Annotated in this window: 18 protein-coding genes and 1 riboswitch; of the genes, 3 read left to right on the plus strand and 15 right to left on the minus strand. The window is 44.8% G+C overall.

Annotated features, from left to right (window positions below):
• Positions 1–5: 5 nt before the first annotated feature.
• The 5 genes from deoB to GDZ68_RS00505 form a co-directional block, all read right to left on the minus strand.
• Positions 6–1,199, minus strand: a complete 1,194-nt coding sequence (gene deoB, locus GDZ68_RS00485) for a phosphopentomutase (protein WP_153720314.1) — start codon at positions 1,197–1,199, stop codon at positions 6–8.
• Between the two features lie 22 nt (positions 1,200–1,221).
• A complete protein-coding gene (xerD, locus tag GDZ68_RS00490; RefSeq protein WP_153720658.1) occupies positions 1,222–2,121 on the minus strand; it encodes a site-specific tyrosine recombinase XerD in 900 nt (299 codons plus the stop codon).
• Between the two features lie 45 nt (positions 2,122–2,166).
• Positions 2,167–2,637: a ferric iron uptake transcriptional regulator gene (gene fur, locus GDZ68_RS00495; protein ID WP_153720315.1), complete on the minus strand. Its 471-nt coding sequence runs from the start codon at positions 2,635–2,637 to the stop codon at positions 2,167–2,169.
• 95 nt (positions 2,638–2,732) lie between these two features.
• Positions 2,733–3,245 carry a hypothetical protein gene (locus tag GDZ68_RS00500; RefSeq protein WP_153720316.1) on the minus strand — a complete coding sequence of 171 codons (513 nt, stop codon included), beginning with the start codon at positions 3,243–3,245 and terminating at the stop codon, positions 2,733–2,735.
• A gap of 63 nt (positions 3,246–3,308) precedes the next feature.
• Complete coding sequence (locus GDZ68_RS00505) at positions 3,309–3,842, minus strand: NUDIX hydrolase (protein ID WP_153720317.1); 534 nt, start codon at positions 3,840–3,842, stop codon at positions 3,309–3,311.
• 72 nt (positions 3,843–3,914) lie between these two features.
• On the opposite strand from GDZ68_RS00505, the gene GDZ68_RS00510 reads away from it, so the two are divergent.
• Positions 3,915–4,823 carry an aldo/keto reductase gene (locus GDZ68_RS00510; RefSeq protein ID WP_153720318.1) on the plus strand — a complete coding sequence of 303 codons (909 nt, stop codon included), beginning with the start codon at positions 3,915–3,917 and terminating at the stop codon, positions 4,821–4,823.
• 56 nt (positions 4,824–4,879) lie between these two features.
• Here GDZ68_RS00510 and GDZ68_RS00515 read toward each other — a convergent pair whose 3' ends face one another.
• From GDZ68_RS00515 to GDZ68_RS00535, 5 genes are all read right to left on the minus strand, one after another.
• Complete coding sequence (locus GDZ68_RS00515) at positions 4,880–5,122, minus strand: hypothetical protein (RefSeq protein ID WP_153720319.1); 243 nt, start codon at positions 5,120–5,122, stop codon at positions 4,880–4,882.
• 141 nt (positions 5,123–5,263) lie between these two features.
• Positions 5,264–6,298, minus strand: a complete 1,035-nt coding sequence (locus tag GDZ68_RS00520) for a DUF1835 domain-containing protein (RefSeq protein WP_228550965.1) — start codon at positions 6,296–6,298, stop codon at positions 5,264–5,266.
• Positions 6,299–6,942: 644 nt separating this feature from the next.
• Positions 6,943–8,298, minus strand: coding sequence for a nucleobase:cation symporter-2 family protein (locus GDZ68_RS00525; protein ID WP_153720321.1), 1,356 nt, complete (start codon positions 8,296–8,298; stop codon positions 6,943–6,945).
• Positions 8,298–8,882, minus strand: coding sequence for a xanthine phosphoribosyltransferase (locus GDZ68_RS00530; RefSeq protein WP_153720322.1), 585 nt, complete (start codon positions 8,880–8,882; stop codon positions 8,298–8,300). Before GDZ68_RS00530 ends, GDZ68_RS00525 begins: the two co-directional genes overlap by 1 nt.
• 130 nt (positions 8,883–9,012) lie before the next feature.
• Positions 9,013–9,114, minus strand: a riboswitch (purine riboswitch).
• Between the two features lie 86 nt (positions 9,115–9,200).
• A complete protein-coding gene (locus tag GDZ68_RS00535) occupies positions 9,201–10,130 on the minus strand; it encodes an AEC family transporter (protein ID WP_153720323.1) in 930 nt (309 codons plus the stop codon).
• A gap of 77 nt (positions 10,131–10,207) precedes the next feature.
• Here GDZ68_RS00535 and GDZ68_RS00540 point away from each other — a divergent pair, with 77 nt between their 5' ends.
• Positions 10,208–11,440 carry a CynX/NimT family MFS transporter gene (locus GDZ68_RS00540; protein ID WP_228550966.1) on the plus strand — a complete coding sequence of 411 codons (1,233 nt, stop codon included), beginning with the start codon at positions 10,208–10,210 and terminating at the stop codon, positions 11,438–11,440.
• A gap of 38 nt (positions 11,441–11,478) precedes the next feature.
• On the opposite strand, the gene GDZ68_RS00545 is transcribed toward GDZ68_RS00540, so the two are convergent.
• The 3 genes from GDZ68_RS00545 to GDZ68_RS00555 form a co-directional block, all read right to left on the minus strand.
• Entirely contained in the window at positions 11,479–12,237 is a 759-nt protein-coding gene (locus GDZ68_RS00545) for an exodeoxyribonuclease III (RefSeq protein WP_153720324.1), read from the minus strand.
• Between the two features lie 27 nt (positions 12,238–12,264).
• Positions 12,265–13,176, minus strand: a complete 912-nt coding sequence (locus GDZ68_RS00550; RefSeq protein WP_153720325.1) for a pseudouridine-5'-phosphate glycosidase — start codon at positions 13,174–13,176, stop codon at positions 12,265–12,267.
• Positions 13,177–13,239: 63 nt separating this feature from the next.
• Complete coding sequence (locus GDZ68_RS00555) at positions 13,240–14,364, minus strand: NAD(P)/FAD-dependent oxidoreductase (protein WP_153720326.1); 1,125 nt, start codon at positions 14,362–14,364, stop codon at positions 13,240–13,242.
• 134 nt (positions 14,365–14,498) lie between these two features.
• Here GDZ68_RS00555 and GDZ68_RS00560 point away from each other — a divergent pair, with 134 nt between their 5' ends.
• Positions 14,499–15,593: a branched-chain amino acid aminotransferase gene (locus GDZ68_RS00560; RefSeq protein WP_153720327.1), complete on the plus strand. Its 1,095-nt coding sequence runs from the start codon at positions 14,499–14,501 to the stop codon at positions 15,591–15,593.
• Positions 15,594–15,657: 64 nt separating this feature from the next.
• Here the strand turns inward: GDZ68_RS00560 and GDZ68_RS00565 are convergent, their stop codons facing one another.
• Positions 15,658–16,455, minus strand: coding sequence for an ABC transporter ATP-binding protein (locus tag GDZ68_RS00565; RefSeq protein WP_153720328.1), 798 nt, complete (start codon positions 16,453–16,455; stop codon positions 15,658–15,660).
• Positions 16,430–17,473 (minus strand): ABC transporter permease, encoded by a 1,044-nt coding sequence (locus GDZ68_RS00570; protein WP_153720329.1) that lies wholly within the window; start codon positions 17,471–17,473, stop codon positions 16,430–16,432. The genes GDZ68_RS00565 and GDZ68_RS00570 overlap by 26 nt, the downstream gene beginning before the upstream one ends.
• Positions 17,474–17,488 lie beyond the last annotated feature (15 nt).

The raw sequence follows: 17,488 nt of genomic DNA on the forward strand, positions 1-17,488 counted from the left end.
TAAAATTACTCCCCCTCAGCCAATGAAGATAAAAAGCTTTCACCAAATTCCGGCAGGTCTACTTGGAAGTTATCCGCAATGGTTGCTCCAATATCAGAGAATGTCTTGCGGATCGGTAGTTTGCCTGAAGCTTTATTGCTTGGTGAATACACTAGCAGCGGTACGTATTCCCTAGTATGATCAGTACCTTCATGGATCGGATCATTGCCGTGGTCTGCTGTGATAATCAATAAATCATCAGGTTTTAAAGCAGCCATTATTTCAGGCATTCTCGCATCGAACTCCTCCAGTGCTTTACCGTAGCCGATAGGATCACGTCGGTGACCGTACAAAGCATCAAAGTCTACAAGATTAACGAAGCTGATTCCTTCAAACTCTTTTTTCATAACATCGACTAGCTTATCCACACCGTCCATATTGCTGCTGGTACGGACTGCTTCTGTCACGCCTTCTCCATTGTAAATGTCGGCAATTTTACCGATTGCAATGACATCATATCCTGAATCTTTCAGTTCATTCATGACGGTTTTGCCAAATGGCTTCAGCGCGTAATCATGACGGTTGGTCGTGCGTTTGAACGTACCTGGTTCGCCGACAAACGGTCTGGCGATGACGCGGCCGACCAAATATTCCGGCTGAAGCGTCAGTTCTCTGGCAATTTCACAGATCCGGTATTGTTCTTCGATTGGAATGATCTCTTCATGCATGGCAATCTGCAGCACGGGGTCCGCAGACGTATAAACGATGAGTGCGCCTGTTTCCATATGCTCGGGTCCATACTCCTCAATCACTTCTGTCCCGCTCGCCGGCTTGTTGCAGATAATCTTGCGGCCGGTTTTCAATTCCAGTTCATCAAGTAATTCTTTCGGAAAACCGTTCGGATATACTTTAAATGGCTTGTCTATGCGAAGACCCATGATCTCCCAGTGACCTGTCATAGTATCTTTGCCTACTGATGCTTCTTCCATTTTTGTATAGTGGCCCAATGCTTCTTTTTGAGGAGACAGTCCTTTAATCGGCGCAATATTCGCCAGACCCATCCGTTCCAGATTCGGAAGATGAATACCGTCCATTTCTTCCCCAATATGACCGAGTGTATTTGAACCGGCATCACCGAAAGCTTCAGCATCCGGTGCTTCGCCGATTCCTACAGAGTCCATGACGATTAAATGAATTCGATTATAGCGTAAATCTTTCATAATAAAACCTCCAGTATATTTTTTACGCCCGCGGATGATACATGGTATAGACATCCTTCAGCCGTTTTTTACTTACATGCGTATAGAGCTGAGTCGTGGAAATGTCAGCATGGCCGAGCATTTCCTGAACCGCCCGCAAGTCTGCTCCGTTTTCAATCAGATGTGTAGCGAAAGAATGACGCAATAAATGCGGGGAAATCACCTTTTGAATATTCGCTTTCTGCCCGGCGTCCTTCAATATTTTCCAGCATCCCTGTCTCGTCAGGCGTCTGCCGTGCATATTGACAAACAATGCCTCCGTATCCTGCCCTGTTCCGATAAATGCAGGGCGGGCTTCATTAAGATAATCGGTACATGCGTCAATCGCAGAACGTCCGAGCGGCACAATCCTTTCCTTGCTCCCCTTACCGAATACACGGACAAATCCCATCGTCAAATGAAGATCAGCCAAATCGATTGCTATCAATTCACTTACCCTCATTCCTGTGCCGTATAACAATTCCAGAAGTGATAAATCACGCAGACCCTGCGGAACAGAGCAATCCACTATATCCATCAATTGCTCAATCTCCGGAATTGACAAGACATCCGGCAGTTTCTGTTCAATTTTCGGAAGCTCCAAATGAATCGTGCAATCATGTGTTGTCACTTGCTCCCTCACTAAAAATTGGTGGAATGAACGGATGGAAGATATGTGCCGGGAGAGTGTGCGCGAAGACTTGCCGCTGTCTTTCAGAATTTGAATATACTTCAGTACAACAGCCCGGTCAATTGAATTAAGCGTTTTCAGCTGTGTCCCTTTTAAAAAATGCAAGTAGGATGCTAAATCACGTTTATAGGATGTAATGGTATTTTGTGCGAGCTGCCGTTCAACAGTTAAGAAATGTATGTAATCTTCCAATGCAAACTGTGCATCTTTCATCAAAGCGATCTCCTCCTTTTCCGGAAAAGTAAAAAAGGACAGCACTTATGCCATCCCGTCGTCCTCTTTGTTTTTTTCTGCATCTTTACAGCGTTTGCAGATGCCGTGAAAAGTGAGCCAGTGGTCTTTCACCGTAAATCCATAACGGCCTTCCACTACTTTCTCCACTTCACCGAGCAGATCTTCTTGGATTTCATCCACTACTCCGCACTCTAAACAAATCAAATGGTGATGAAAACGTGCTGCTCCCTCTTCGCGGAGATCATAGCGCGCCACTCCATCGCCAAAGTTAATTTTATCGACAACTTTTAATTCAGTCAGTAGTTCCAGCGTTCGGTAGACAGTAGCCAGTCCGATATCGGGTGCTTTCTCTTTCACTAAGAGAAATACATCCTCCGCACTTAAATGGTCTTCTTTATTTTCCAGAAGAACTGCTACAGTCGCTTCACGCTGAGGCGTCAACTTGTAGCTGGCCCCGTGCAATTGCTTCTTGATCCGTTCGATTCGGCTTTCCATACGACGCCCCCCTCAAATTGTCTCCATTATACCAAACTGTCTTTCAAGATGACAATAGAAAGGAAATGTTCCGTCCATCCGGTTTGATAATAGAGTTATTTCAGAAAATGAAAGATCGATAGTTCTAGCAACTGAATGATGAACAGCATGCCAATCAGCAGCGGAACAGCAGACAGCGGGCGATCTTTTCTTACAGCCGGTGCAGTGAAAAATGGCGGGTGCAACACGGTGCAAAGGATTAAAAACAGAAAACTTCCCGCCAGTTGAAACGGAAACCACCAGACTGCATACATGATGAGTTTCATGCCGCCGGACAATAAATATGTAGAAGACAGGCCGAACAGTACGCATTTCACAGCTCCAAACAACATAATGATGAATCGAAGCTTTTTATAGCGTGACAGGAAGAGCACGACTGCAATGAAAACAAAGGATGTAAGAAATGGAGACCAAACCACAGCCTCCCGACCTTTCACTACACGCTGGTCGTATAATCCTACAATCGTATCCATAGCTGCAGCCGGCCACTCCCTGAATAGTAAAGCGCCTCCTATATAACTGATTGCGAGTATAACGAATAAATAAACAAAAGACAATGATCGAGCCATAGTACAGGACACCTCCGCATCGTTTCTACAACATATGCTTGTCCGTACTAATTTATATTCAAATCAAAGACTTTTTGCGTACCAGACCGCCACAACAGTTTTGGCGTCATAAATTCGTTCATTTGCAATCAGTTCTTCCGCTTCTTCTATTGTTACTTCTATCACATTAATAAATTCGTCTTCATCGCCGGCTGCAGGATTTTCTACTATTTCTAAGTCTTGCGCTATGTAAAGGTGAATAATTTCATCCGCAAAGCCCGGCGAAGTGGAGAAACTCTGAAGATAGTTGAATGAATTCGCCCGGTAGCCTGTTTCTTCTTCCAATTCTCTGATTGCTGTCAATTCCGGCTCTTCCCCAGGCTCGATCTTCCCTGCCGGAATTTCCAGAATGGTCCGCTCCAGCGCTTTCCTGAATTGTTCCACCAAGACTAGTTTGCGGTCTGCAGTAATCGCAATAATTGCGACCGCGCCCGGATGTTTCACTAATTCTCTTTTTGCGATTTTTCCGTCAGGCAGTTCTACTTCATCAACTTGCATTGAAATCACTTTACCTGTAAAGATCTTTTCTGTCGAGAGGGTCCGCTCTTCAAATTTCATATAACCTCAACCCTTTCCATTGGTTTTCTTATCAGTTTTCATTGTACCATGAAAGGTAAAGGAGAGATGCAAATGAAGAAGCGAAAAGTAGGCTCGAGTGATTTATATGTCTCTGAGCTCGGTCTCGGCTGCATGTCACTGCCTGCCGAACTGAATTCGGCCCGTTCAGTATTGGATGAAGCAATCGAAAACGGTATTAATTATTTCGATACTGCAGATCTTTATGATAAAGGGACAAATGAAGAATTGATCGGTGCTGTGTTGAAAGAAAAGAGAAATGACCTGATTATTGCGACGAAGGCAGGAAACAAGTGGACTCCCGGCAAAGACGGCTGGGAGTGGGATCCTTCAAAAAAACATATTATGTCGGCAGTGAAAGACAGTCTGCGGAGGCTGCAGCTGGATACGATTGATTTGTATCAGCTTCACGGCGGTACAATGGATGACAATGCCGAGGAGACGATCGAAGCGTTTGAAGCATTGAAAACAGAAGGCGTCATCCGGGAATACGGAATCTCTTCCATCCGGCCGAATGTCATACAGCGTTTCCTTGAAAATAGCAGCGCTGTTTCCGTCATGATGCAGTACAGTCTGCTCGACAGACGGCCTGAAGAATATTTTCCGATGATCAAACAGTGCGGTGCATCGGTCGTCACGCGCGGAACGATTGCCAAAGGCCTGCTGACAGATGAAAGTATGGAACGTGTGACAAAAATGGGTGGTTTTGCATCCTATTCACACGCAGATCTGCAACGGACTGTACAGTCACTTTCTGAAATAACAACAGATTTTCATGCCGCTGCACTGGCATTTAATCTTAGGCAGCCGGTTGTCGCATCGGCTTTGATTGGCTCAAGAACATCTGAGCAGCTTCAGCAGACACTTGACGCTTACAGAACTCCGGTTGATCCCAAACTGCTGGATGAGCTGGAAAAGGTTACTGTCCAGCACGGCTATGAAGAACATCGGGTTGAAAGCTGAATATGTCCGATGCCTAAAAGCCAATTCACCTAATTATGCAGGTGAATTGGCTTTATTTAGCTGTCCATATACTTATTCGCCGCTTCGGATAATGCTGCATGCTTAGGTTTCGGTATCCCATAAAACTGTTCATAGCGGCACATTTTACAGGAACAATGTATTTTCCCTTTATTCAGCTTGCCGGCAACCGGCAGATATTTCTCTTCATAGCCAAGCACATTCCGCAAAATCGACAGCTTCTTTTTTATGATCCGTTCACGCTGATGCCGCGTGTAGGCACGTGTTCTTTTTTCTTTCATACAATGATCCAGCTCCTTTGACAGACCCCGGCTTGCAAAGAGTCTCAAAGGATGAAAACGGTATTCTTTACAAGCGGGGTATGGAGCTGGATACTCTTGTGTACATAATCAAAGTGTATGGTCCTCATTTCCGAATCGTATTTAATGCATATATTTGTTATTCAGTTTCACTTGATACCGCCACATTTCATGAAGATCACCTTGATAGGAAAAAACCTCTTTACCGATCAGTTCACGCAGTCTGTACTCGAGCCACTCGTCACCGGTGTATTGCTCTATATGTCCAAGCACTTCGCCAATGACACGGGCAGCAGGCATAAAATCGGGCTCTGTCTGTTCTTTATGAAGACGTTTTGCACACTTTATAATGAAATCGTCGTGACGATCACTGTTTAAACCCCATAATTCCCCGTGCTCCCAAGTCCTCAGCACATCTTCCAGCAGCAGAACATGATTCCCCTCTTCCTGAAGCGCACGCCGTTTTGTCGGCTTCAATGGCCGGAGTTTGTACTGCTCATACAGTTCAAGCAGCTGTTCGGGAGCCATTTCTCCTGAATGCCGGTAATAATATTCTGTTTTCTGCTCCTGATATACATGAATATCGTGAAATGCTTTATTTGTATTCATTTCAGACAAATCATTCGGCTTATTTCTCAGCAGATACATCACAATTCGCAATCCGGTCTGCTCTGCGGCATTCTCGCCTGTCCAGACGATGATCGGCTGGGTCGGCGGGATGGCTTTTACTTGCTTCAGCGCCTTTAACAGCTCTTGTTCTTCCTGCTCGAAGTCACCGGGAAATGAGTGAAAATGCTGCGACTGCCATTGAATCCGATTTCTGACGCCTTGTTCTGTATGCAGGGATTCGACCGGTCCGACTGATAAAACACCCGGGACGACAATGACTTCCTCCGTCTTTTTATAAGGCTTCTTGCGGAATGCTGCTTTCAAACTGCCGCCGGCTGATCCTCCAAATATGATATGCACCGTTTCATAGCCGTTATTTTCTTCTCTGCTGCTTGTTTGGATCAATGATTCTTTCATAGCCTGCAGGGTTTCTTTTACTTCGCGCTCTTCACATTGCTCAAGACGCAAAAACATTAGATGCAAAAAGGACTTCACTTCTCGTTCATCCAATTTCGAAATAGCTTGTTTCAGCTGATTGATGTTTTCCATTCGCACACCTCTTTCCGCGCAACTATATAAGTTAATTAATAAATAAGCATTCTATAAGTTACCTAGTACCGTTGATTTCCGTTCCAGGCGGACGCTTGTCTTGCGGGCCCGCGGTGAGCCAAGCGGACAGCGAAGGGTCCGCTTTGCCGTATTTCTGCGCCTTTTGCAGAAATTAAGGCAAACAGTGCTCCTAACGCTACGCTTTTACTCGCAAAAGCCGTTCTTCGTGACGGCTTTCGCTCCCCTAAGTTGTCATCACCTGTCGGGCTGATCCTCCCAGAGTCGCCGCCTTCCACTCCAATCAACTAAGCATTGCGTAAGCTAATTTGCTGTCAATACTGAAAACTAAACTCATCATATATAGTACTATTGCTGCATAACTTTTATACATTATTCTACCACTTAACTATTCAAAAGACCGGTTTGGTGCGGTATTCATTCCTTTTGGTTCGTTCCGCAATCCGTTTGGCGCGTTGAAAGGAAATAAACGTGCGGCTGTCGGCATTTTTGGTTCGGTTCCAAAGTCTTTTGGCGCGGTTAAATACTTTTTTGGCGCGGCACTTTATCGCGGAACCCCTTTGCCGAACTAAAAAAACTGCCTGAAAGTGATTTCCACTTCCAAGACAGCTATTTTACTACATCTATTACTTACTTTGAGCTGACGCACTGACCAGAACAGAAGAAGGTCCGTCATTCCGAACTGCCGTCTGACTTTTCATTTCTGCAGTTTGCTGTTCGGTCGGTTTCTTTTTAGAAGGAATCATATTAAAAATGATATTCAAGAAAATCGCTGTGAGACTGCCGAGTACGATACCGTTGCTTGTCAAAATCTGTACGCTATCTGGCAATCCTGCAAATAACTCAGGAACAACTTGAACACCAAGGCCGATGCCTACTGAACAGGCCACAATCATTGCATTGTCCTGATTTTTTGAAATTACAGGACTCAGCATTTTAATTCCCTGCGCTATAACCATACCGAACATCGCAACCATCGCTCCGCCAAGTACAGCGTTAGGAATAATGATGGCAAGTGCAGCCACTTTCGGAAGGAGGCCCAGAGAAATCAACATGATCGCAGTCACAAGAATGACACGCCGTGATTTCACACCTGAGATTTGCATGAGTCCGACATTCTGAGAAAATGTCGTGTAAGGAAACGCATTGAAAATCCCGCCGATCACAGAAGCCAGTCCTTCCGCACGGTATCCCTTTTTCAGTTTCTCCTGATCGATTTCCTCATCACAAATATCTCCAAGCGCGAAATAAACACCAGTTGACTCGACCAATGAAACCATTCCAACAAGCACCATTATCACAATAGGAAGTACATGGAACGTTGGAGTTGCTAAATAAAACGGTGCTACCATATGCACATAAGAAGCTTCCTGAACATTTGAAAAATCGACTATCCCCAGGAAAACAGCCGCAACAGTACCGACTACTAAACCAAGCAAAATCGATATCGATTGCAGGAATCCTGAAGAAAACTTATATAGCAGCACGATGAACAGCAATGTCCCAAATGAAAGGCCTATATTCGTCATGGAACCGAAATCCGCAGCCCCCTGACCGCCACCCATATTATTAATCGCCACGGGTATCAATGTAATCCCGATGATTGTTACGACTGATCCCGTAACGATCGGCGGGAAGAAACGTACAAGTCTTCCGAAGAAGCCGCTGATCACAAATATAATTGCCCCAGAAGCAATAACCGAACCGTAAATAGCCGAAATACCATATTCATTCCCGATTAAAATCATTGGTCCGACAGCGGTAAATGTACAACCCAGGACGACAGGAAGACCGATGCCGAAAACTTTATTGCGGGAAATTTGAAAGAGTGTGGCAATCCCGCACATTAAAATATCAATAGAAACCAGATACGTCAGCTGTGTCGGTGTCAATCCGATCGCATTTCCTACAATCAGCGGGACCAGTACTGCACCGGCATACATGGCCAGTAAATGTTGAAAACCAAGTAAAGTAGTTTTCATCAGACAGTTTCCTCCCCGACGAATTGAACTCTGCCATTTTGCAGTGACTGAACTTCAGCCAGTGATTCCACACGAACGCCTGCTTGACGTATAAGCTTTGCACCTGTCTGGAACGACTTTTCGATAACGATTCCCACGCCTGCAATTGTCGCGCCTGACTGCTGTGCAATATCTATTAATCCGAGTGCCGCCTGCCCATTCGCCAGGAAATCATCGATCAGCAATACGGTATCTTCATTTGTAATAAAATCTTTGGCAACAGAAATATCATTTGATTCTTTCTTTGTGAATGAATAGACCTTTGCCGTGTACAGTTGATCCGTCAATGTTAGAGACTTGCGCTTTCTCGCAAAGACAACAGGCACTCCTAAAATTAGTCCAGCCATCGCTGCAGGAGCAATACCCGAAGATTCAATCGTGACGATTTTCGTGATGTTATGATCGGTGAACCGTGAAACGAATTCCTTGCCGATTTCATACATCAATGCCGGATCGATCTGATGGTTCAAGAATGAATCGACTTTCAATACCTCTTCTGATAATACTTTACCTTCTTGACGAATCTTGTCTTTTAGCAACTCCACAATATTGTGCTCCCTTCGAATTTACACAAATATAAAAAGCGCACATGCCAATCCCCATATAAACTATGAGAGAGCGGCATCTGCGCTTGTAAAGATGAAAAAGCATTTTCCCGCCCGACGGCAAGAAAAGCTGCTTTTCATACTCCCTCATAGGCGGTCCGTTTACGGCGGACCGGTAGAAACTTGCGAGCCATATTCCCGCGATTATATGAGTCCTATTTAACTGAATGCTAACAGTATAGCACGATTCGACAAATTTTCAATATGTAAATTCTTCATACAAATTGACAATTTTGTTGCAGCTTTATTTTCAGAGTTCTAGACAAATATAATAGATGACAGATAGATTACGATTCCTACAGTAAAACTGCTGGCTATAGTAGTAAACAGAACAATCTGTGCTGCGAGTTCTGCCTCGACATCATATTCCAATGCCAATGTCGAACTGTTTCGCGATGTAGGGAAACAACTGGCAATCCATAATGACTGAGCGGTTACTCCATCAATTTTTAAAAGCAGAATGAGCAGCAGGGCAATGGCAGGCGAAAGAATGAGACGGCCAAATGCACTGAGGAAAATCAGCCGGTTCCACAAAGTTTTCACTTTAATTTGCGCTAGTTGAGCTCCTAACGTTATCAAGGCAATCGCGATAAAAGCATCTGATAAATGACTGACCGGCAATTCGATAAAATTAGGCAGCCGGATATCCGCCAGATTGAGCAGCGCGCCGATCCACAGGGCATGTATGATGGGCATCTTGATAAATTGTTTGACTATAGAAATCCCCGACTGCGTGGAGGAGACCAGATTAAACAGTCCATATGAGTAAGTGAGCAGATTTTGATAGACAATGATAATAATCTGAATTGACACGCCGAGAGGACTCGAATGAAATACCAGCTGACTGACAGGCAGTCCATAATTTCCTGAATTAATCAAAACGATGCTATTCTTCATCACAGCTGACTGCTGGCGGTTCAGACGAAGCATTTTACTGAAGACATGACCGGTCACAATCAGCAAAGAACTGAATAACACGACAAAAAACAATACATCCAGCAAGACTTCTATATTAATGACAGTATGATATAAGTTCATGAAAACGGCAGCGGGTATTAAACAATACGTCAGTATATTCCCCAGTGCTTTGACGTTAAAAGTAAATTTTATTTGCAAAATAACACCAATTGCTAATAAAATCAGCATCGGTGTGATAACATTTACAAAGACTATGAGTAAGTATCCCATAAAGGATTCTCCTTTCTGCATTTGCAGCTGCCTACTTCTCAGAACAATCTTCACGGAATATAGGAGGCTTCACAATCTTGAAATCACAACCAGAACGTCCGAACAAGCATTTACATTTTCCCAAAAGTCAATGGATACTGCTAGCCGGAATTTTATTCATTGCATCAACTATTCGATCTCCGCTTACTTCGGTGGGTCCTATTATTGGGTCCATACGTGATCAATTGCAAATATCCAATTCATTAGCAGGGTTTCTGACAACCATTCCCCTGCTCGCATTTGCCATTGTATCACCTTTTGCTCCGCGGCTTTCGAAGAGATATGGTCTCGCGCCTACCCTGTTCTATGCCCTTTTGATATTAATGGCCGGCATATTAATGAGGTCAGAAGGATCGAGCAGCCTGCTGTTAATCGGTACTTTTTTGATCGGCGTAGGAATCGCATTCGCAAACGTTCTGCTGCCGAGTTTATTAAAACTAAGTTTTCCTTTACATATCGGACTGATGACAGGCTTATATTCGGTTTCAATGAATCTTTCAGCTACTCTTGCCTCAGGTATTGCAGCACCAATTGCTAATCATACCTCATATGGCTGGCAAGGAGCACTAGGAATTTGGGGAGTCATTACATTTTTAGCGATCATCGTCTGGATTCCTCAAATTCGGAAGAAACGTGACGTCGAAAAGGAAATAGCAAAAAACGTGAAAGTCCAAGTGAAGACTCCACTCTGGAAATCACCGATCGCTTGGAGTGTCACCTTTTTCATGGGTCTGCAATCATTTTTATTCTATACAACTTCCTCATGGATTCCTGTCGTTCTGCAATCGACAGGATTTTCGGACGAGGCAGCGGGCTGGATGCTTTCCTTAGTTCAGTTTGCGCAGTTGCCTATGCTGTTTATCATACCAGTCATCGCGGATAAGATGAGAAATCAAAGAGTACTGGTTGCTGCCATACTAGTCTGTTATTTGCTCGGATACGGCGGCGTACAGTTCGGCAGCGAAAGCTTAACAGCATTATGGATGATCTTCATCGGTCTCGGCGGCGGTTCTGCATTCGGCCTGTCGATGATGTTCTTCACACTTCGAACAGCCACACCAGAACAGGCTGCATCACTTTCCGGCATGGCACAGTCTATCGGCTACTTGCTGGCAGCAGTCGGGCCGGTGCTGTTCGGCTACCTGCACGACTGGACAGGTTCTTGGACTCTACCACTTTATGTATTCATGCTGATCGCATTCCTCATCTTCCTATCAGGGATATATGCAGGAAAAGATCGGGTCATTTCGGAAGACACGCAAACCTCATGAGAAAAAGAGCAGGTGCCTCGGCACTTGCTCTTTTTTGATCATTCAAAAATCAATTCAGCTGAGATCGGACAATGGTCACTGCCAAGGACTTCTGCATGAATTTCGCTTCTTTGGAGAGTGGGCTGGAGACGCTTCGAAAGCAGTACATAATCAATCCGCCAGCCGATATTACGCGCTCTGACATCCCGCATATAGGACCACCACGTATAAGCCCCTGTTACATCCGGATGAAGGTAACGGAAACTGTCAATAAAGCCAGCCTCATGCAGTCGCGACATTCTGCTCCGTTCCTCCATCGTAAACCCTGAATTGCCATGATTGGATTTCACATTGAATATGTCAATCTCTTCATGAGCTACATTCAAATCGCCACAGTAAATGACTGGCTTCAGCTGATCCAGAGCAGTAAGATGAGCCAGCATTTCATCTTCCCACTCCAGCCGGAAATGCAATCGCGCCAAGTCTCTCTGTGAATTGGGCGTATAGCAGTTTACTAAGTAAAACTCCTCAAATTCAAGTGTCAGCACCCGGCCTTCCACTTCATGATCCTTGCCATTCAGGCCGTACTGCACAGAAACTGGACGTTGCTTTGTGAAGACAGCAGTGCCCGAATACCCTTTTTTCTCTGCATAATTCCAATATTGTTCATATCCTTCAAAAGGAAGTTCAATCTGCCCTTCCTGACATTTGATTTCCTGCACGCAGAAGATATCTGCCTGTGACTGTTCAAAAAAGTCATGGAAGCCCTTTTTCACACAAGCCCGTATTCCGTTAACATTCCAAGAAACAATCTTCAAATCTACACAACCTGTCTATTCAATCAATTAACTTCCATTAAAACTGACAGCCAATTTCGCCGCCAGTTCTGCATTCGATTTCACTAATGCGATATTTGCTTCCAGACTCTTGCCGCCGGTCAGTTCCTGAACTTTTTTCAGCATATGAGGTGTCAATTCTTTACCGCTGATTCCGAGCTCTTCGGCTTCCTCCAAGGCATCTGATACCAATTGCTCCATATACTCCTGATCCATTGCATATTGTTCAGGAATAGGGTTGGCTATGATCGCGCTCCCTTCAAGGCCTAAGTTCCATTTCACCCGCAGCATCTCTGCTATTAATTCCACGTCGTCTACTTGATAGTCTACACGATGGGAACTGCCTCTTGTATAGAAAGCAGGGAAAATATCTGTCTGATAGCCCATGACCGGCACCCCTTTGGTCTCCAGATACTCAAGTGTTTTGCCCAGATCCAAAATAGATTTTGCTCCTGAGCAGACTACCGCCACGCTTGTCCGTGAAAATTCGTCCAAATCTGCTGATATGTCCATTGTTTGCTCCACTCCGCGATGTACACCGCCGATTGCTCCTGTCGTGAATACACGGATCCGCGCCAAGTCTGCAAAAAACATCGATGCTGCAACAGTTGTAGCCCCTGGTTTTTTTGTTGCGATCAGATAGCTGATATCTCGTCTGGACGCTTTAACGACACCTTTGCTGTCTCCAAAACGTTCCAACTCTTCATCTGTCAGACCAATTTTAATTTTGCCGTCCATAATCGCAATTGTTGCAGGGACTGCGCCGTTATCCCGGACTATCTGCTGTACTTCACGCGCCGCTTTAACATTTTCAGGATAGGGCATGCCGTATGTAATAATTGTCGATTCCAATGCGACAATCGGCTTGCCGTATTTCATCGCTTCTTTGACTTCTTCCGAATATGAAACATATCTCCTCATCTGACTCTTCCCCTTTACCGTTCGATTACTCTATCTTCATAATAATCATTATATACTATTAATTCAATGCTCATCGTCGATTATCTGGGAGAGCGTGTAACTTTCTAAGTCCCATCCCGTATCCTCTCCAAGTACTAATTGTGCTAATATTTTTCCGGCCAGAGGACCGACTGTTAAACCTGAAGATCCTAATCCGTTTGCCGCGAAAATGTTTCCAAAGTCCGGCAGTGCGCCGATGACCGGCATGAAGTTTGGTGTATGCGGTCGTATGCCTACCCGGACTTCCTTAATTTCGGAATTACATAAACCGGGGACCATCGGGATTACCTGATTCAATATTTCCAGCATGCCGCCGGCTGTCGGCTGAATATCGAAATTATGCGTTTCCTCATGTGTTGCCCCTGCAACAAATCTGCCATTTTGAAATGGCACCACATATTGTGTTGCCGGCGGCATGATGACAGGCCATTTCTCTGTTTCTGCTTCATCTGCCTGCAAATGAAGGATTTGCGCTTTCTGTCCTGAAATTTGAAGTTTTTTTCCCAGAGGCTCTGTAAATTCATTCGCCCAGGCGCCTGCTGCTACAATGAATTTATCCCCTTCAATTAACTCGCCGTCTACTATAACTCCTGCAACCCGCCCATTCTGTACGAAGGGGTGTGCAGACCCCTTGACTAGCTTAACACCTTGCCGTACCGCTGCACTTTCGAGCGCATTCCGCAATGCCTCGCCGTCCACTTTTGCGGCGCCTGAAATCCAGACAGCCTGATAACTTTCTGACAGTAATGGAAAACGGGCTTTCATTTGCTCTGCGCTGAGCAATTCAACCTCACCGATCTCCGGAGCAGTTTTTTTCCGTTCCTCTACTAGTGAAAACTTTTTCTTAAGTTTTTCAATATCTGTATGTATTGCCAATGCCCCTGCTTGAATGTAACCTGTATCCTTCTCTCCTGCTTCTTCTAATGAACGGATCAATTCTGGGTAATAGGCAGCTCCCGCAGAAGCGAGCGCGTACCATGCTTTATTACGTCTCTGAGAAGCCCAAGGACAAATGATGCCAGCAGCGGCTTTCGTTGCCTGTCCGGCCTCTTCTCTGTCGATGACAACCACTTCAGCATCTCGCCCAGCAAGATGATAGGCAGCAGAAATTCCGACAATTCCTGCACCGATTATGATAACTTTTTTCACTTATTTCCACTCCTTTTTGTATAAGTTTCGAAATCGACAAATTTTTCACTTTATTTTTTTTAAAAAAGCAGTATAATAAGTCTATTCGAAATTATATTTTCGGAATATTCTACATCTGAGGAGAACTGATGATTATGACGAGATTACCTATACAAATACAGCTTACGCAAAGTAAAAAAGAAAAGCCTGATCCATCCACTCTGGTTTTCGGTAAAACATTCACGGATCATATGCTTGTCATTGACTACGAAGAAGGCAAAGGCTGGCACAGTCACCGCGTCATTCCCTACGCTCCTTTAACTCTCGATCCGGCTGCTATTGTCCTGCATTACGGTCAAACCGTATTTGAAGGAATGAAAGCCTATAAATCGGAAGATGGAACAATTCGTTTATTCCGTCCGGAAGAAAACATGAAACGTCTAAATTACTCACTCGACCGTCTATGCATGCCGAGAATCGATGAAGAGAACGCCATGTACGCACTCAATCAACTTCTTCAGATTGATAAAGAATGGATTCCTACTCTTGATGGGACTTCATTATATATTCGGCCATTTGTAATTGCAACGGAAGCTTTCCTCGGCGTAGCGCCTGCTAAAAAGTATCAGTTTTATATGATCCTGTCGCCGGTCGGCTCTTATTATAAAGAAGGAATTCATCCGGTAAAGATTTTAGTCGAAAATGAATTTGTCCGTGCAGCAAAGGGCGGAACAGGCAGTGCGAAGACCGCCGGCAACTACGCCTCCGCTTTAAAGGCTCAGCAGGTGGCCGATCAGCAGGGCTATTCACAAGTGCTGTGGCTGGACGGTGTGGAACGTAAATATGTAGAAGAAGTCGGTAGTATGAATATCTTCTTCAAAATAAACGGGGAAGTCGTAACACCAGCAATTAACGGCAGTATTTTAGAAGGTATCACCAGAAAATCCATCCTTCAAATGCTTCGGCATTGGGATATCCCTGTAGCTGAGCGTCAAATTTCGATGGATGAAATTCGTACTGCCTATGAAACCGGCGAACTGGAAGAAGTATTCGGCACCGGTACAGCCGCAGTCATCTCTCCAGTCGGCGAACTCAACTGGGACGGCTATAAAATGGTAATTGGAAATGGTGAAACCGGCGAACTTTCCAAAAAGCTTTATGATACGCTGACTCATATCCAGACCGGCAAAGAAGAGGATCCGTTTAATTGGGTATACGAAATTAAAAAGACACTTGCTCAGCTTGCATAATGTCTATTCACCTGTAAATAGTAAAGCGGCTCCTGATCCATTTCGGAACAGGGGCCGCTTTTTTCTATACAGAGAGCAATGCCGCATCGCTGGTCAGCTGCTCACCGCGAATTCGCTGGAACTCATCCATCAGTTTTGCAATCGTTAAGTGCTGCTTTTCTTTTTCTTCAACTTCCAGGATGATCTGTCCCTTGTCCATCATAATCAGACGGTTTCCAAGGTCCAGGGCCTGCTGCATATTATGTGTCACCATCAGCGTCGTCAGTTGATCCTGCTCGACTAAACGCTTCGTCAGATCCGTAATGAGCTCTGCCCTTGAGGGATCAAGAGCAGCGGTGTGCTCATCCAGCAATAAAATTGACGGCTGTGTAAATGTCGCCATCAGCAGAGACAATGCCTGACGTTCACCGCCTGACAGCAATCCCACTTTCGCTGTCATTCGATCTTCCAAATTCAAATGGAGAGTTTCGAGAGACGTACGGAATAGATCTTTGCGTTTCTTATCGACCCCGCGATGAAGCGAACGCCGCTTATTGCGTGAGTATGCCATCGCCAGATTCTCTTCGATCGTCATAGTCGGCGCGGTACCTGCCATTGGATCCTGGAAAACCCGCCCGATCATCTTGGAGCGCTTAAATTCAGCTAATCTGGTTACTTCTTTTCCATCAATTAAAATACTGCCGAAATCAGGCGTCAACGCTCCGGAAATCATATTCATCATCGTGGATTTTCCGGCTCCGTTACTGCCGATGACCGTTACAAAATCACCCGGCTTCAAATGAAGATTGATCTGATCCAGCGCGACTTTTTCGTCAGGGGTCGCCTCATTAAAAATCTTATTGATTTGGTCGAGTTTCAACAATGCTGTGACCCCCTTGTATTGCTTTCATTTCCATTCGTTCTGCCTGCCGTTTTGCTTTGCGGGCTTTTTCCCGTCTTTTTTCAAGAATTTGAGGAATAATCAGCGCCGCAATAACAATTACAGCTGTGATTAATTTCATATCACCGGAATCCAAAATCTTCACACGCAATGAAAGCCCTAGGACGATACGATAAATGACCGCTCCGACAACTACCGCCAATGTCGTGCGGAAAATCGTCTTCGTTCCGAAAATAGCTTCACCGATAATAACAGATGCCAGACCGATGATAATCATTCCGATTCCCATTCCGTTATCGGCAAACTTTCCATACTGTGCAATCAGAGATCCTGCGAACGCAACCAGTGCATTCGAGATTCCCAGACCTAAAATAACAAGCGTGTCAGTATTTGCAGAAAAACTGCGGATCATCTTTTTATTGTCGCCTGTTGCACGGATTGCCAGACCGACTTCTGTCTGCAAAAACCAATCTGCAATGACCTTAATCAGAATCACGACGACGATCATTAAGAACAATGTACCCCATGTAGAAGGTAAATGTTCGAGACCCAGTCCCGACAGGAAACCATTGATGGCTCCGTCAATACCCAGGTTACTCCAAAAACCCTGGAACTTGCTGAAGATTGTTTCCGAATTTAAAAGCGGAATATTCGGACGGCCGACTGAGTTTTCAGTCGTCAATCCCATTATCCGAAGGTTTATCGAGTAGAGGGCTATCATCATGAGGATTCCGGATAAAAGTGGGTTGATTTTTCCTTTTGTATGTAACAAACCTGTGATACATCCAGCAAAAAACCCGACCACGATAGCAGTCAGTGTCGCAACAAGGGGATGATAATCAAATACGATCATCGTAGCCGCTACAGCAGCACCCGTTACAAAGCTTCCGTCTACCGTTAAATCTGGAAAATCAAGCACCCGGAATGTAAGATACACTCCGAGCGCCATGATCGCATAGATGATACCCTGCTCAACTGAGCCAAATACAGCTGAAAACATGCAAGATCATCTCCT

Source organism: Sporosarcina cascadiensis (assembly GCF_009650995.1).
GTDB lineage: Bacteria > Bacillota > Bacilli > Bacillales_A > Planococcaceae > Sporosarcina > Sporosarcina cascadiensis.

Bases quoted from the DNA above. Each gene is read 5' to 3' on its own strand.
- deoB (WP_153720314.1), bottom strand. From the start codon at position 1,199: ATGAAAGATTTACGCTATAATCGAATTCATTTAATCGTCATGGACTCT.
- xerD (WP_153720658.1), bottom strand. From the start codon at position 2,121: ATGAAAGATGCACAGTTTGCATTGGAAGATTACATACATTTCTTAACT.
- fur (WP_153720315.1), bottom strand. From the start codon at position 2,637: ATGGAAAGCCGAATCGAACGGATCAAGAAGCAATTGCACGGGGCCAGC.
- GDZ68_RS00500 (WP_153720316.1), bottom strand. From the start codon at position 3,245: ATGGCTCGATCATTGTCTTTTGTTTATTTATTCGTTATACTCGCAATC.
- GDZ68_RS00505 (WP_153720317.1), bottom strand. From the start codon at position 3,842: ATGAAATTTGAAGAGCGGACCCTCTCGACAGAAAAGATCTTTACAGGT.
- GDZ68_RS00510 (WP_153720318.1), top strand. From the start codon at position 3,915: ATGAAGAAGCGAAAAGTAGGCTCGAGTGATTTATATGTCTCTGAGCTC.
- GDZ68_RS00515 (WP_153720319.1), bottom strand. From the start codon at position 5,122: ATGAAAGAAAAAAGAACACGTGCCTACACGCGGCATCAGCGTGAACGG.
- GDZ68_RS00520 (WP_228550965.1), bottom strand. From the start codon at position 6,298: ATGGAAAACATCAATCAGCTGAAACAAGCTATTTCGAAATTGGATGAA.
- GDZ68_RS00525 (WP_153720321.1), bottom strand. From the start codon at position 8,298: ATGAAAACTACTTTACTTGGTTTTCAACATTTACTGGCCATGTATGCC.
- GDZ68_RS00535 (WP_153720323.1), bottom strand. From the start codon at position 10,130: ATGGGATACTTACTCATAGTCTTTGTAAATGTTATCACACCGATGCTG.
- GDZ68_RS00550 (WP_153720325.1), bottom strand. From the start codon at position 13,176: ATGAGGAGATATGTTTCATATTCGGAAGAAGTCAAAGAAGCGATGAAA.
- GDZ68_RS00560 (WP_153720327.1), top strand. From the start codon at position 14,499: ATGACGAGATTACCTATACAAATACAGCTTACGCAAAGTAAAAAAGAA.
- GDZ68_RS00570 (WP_153720329.1), bottom strand. From the start codon at position 17,473: ATGTTTTCAGCTGTATTTGGCTCAGTTGAGCAGGGTATCATCTATGCG.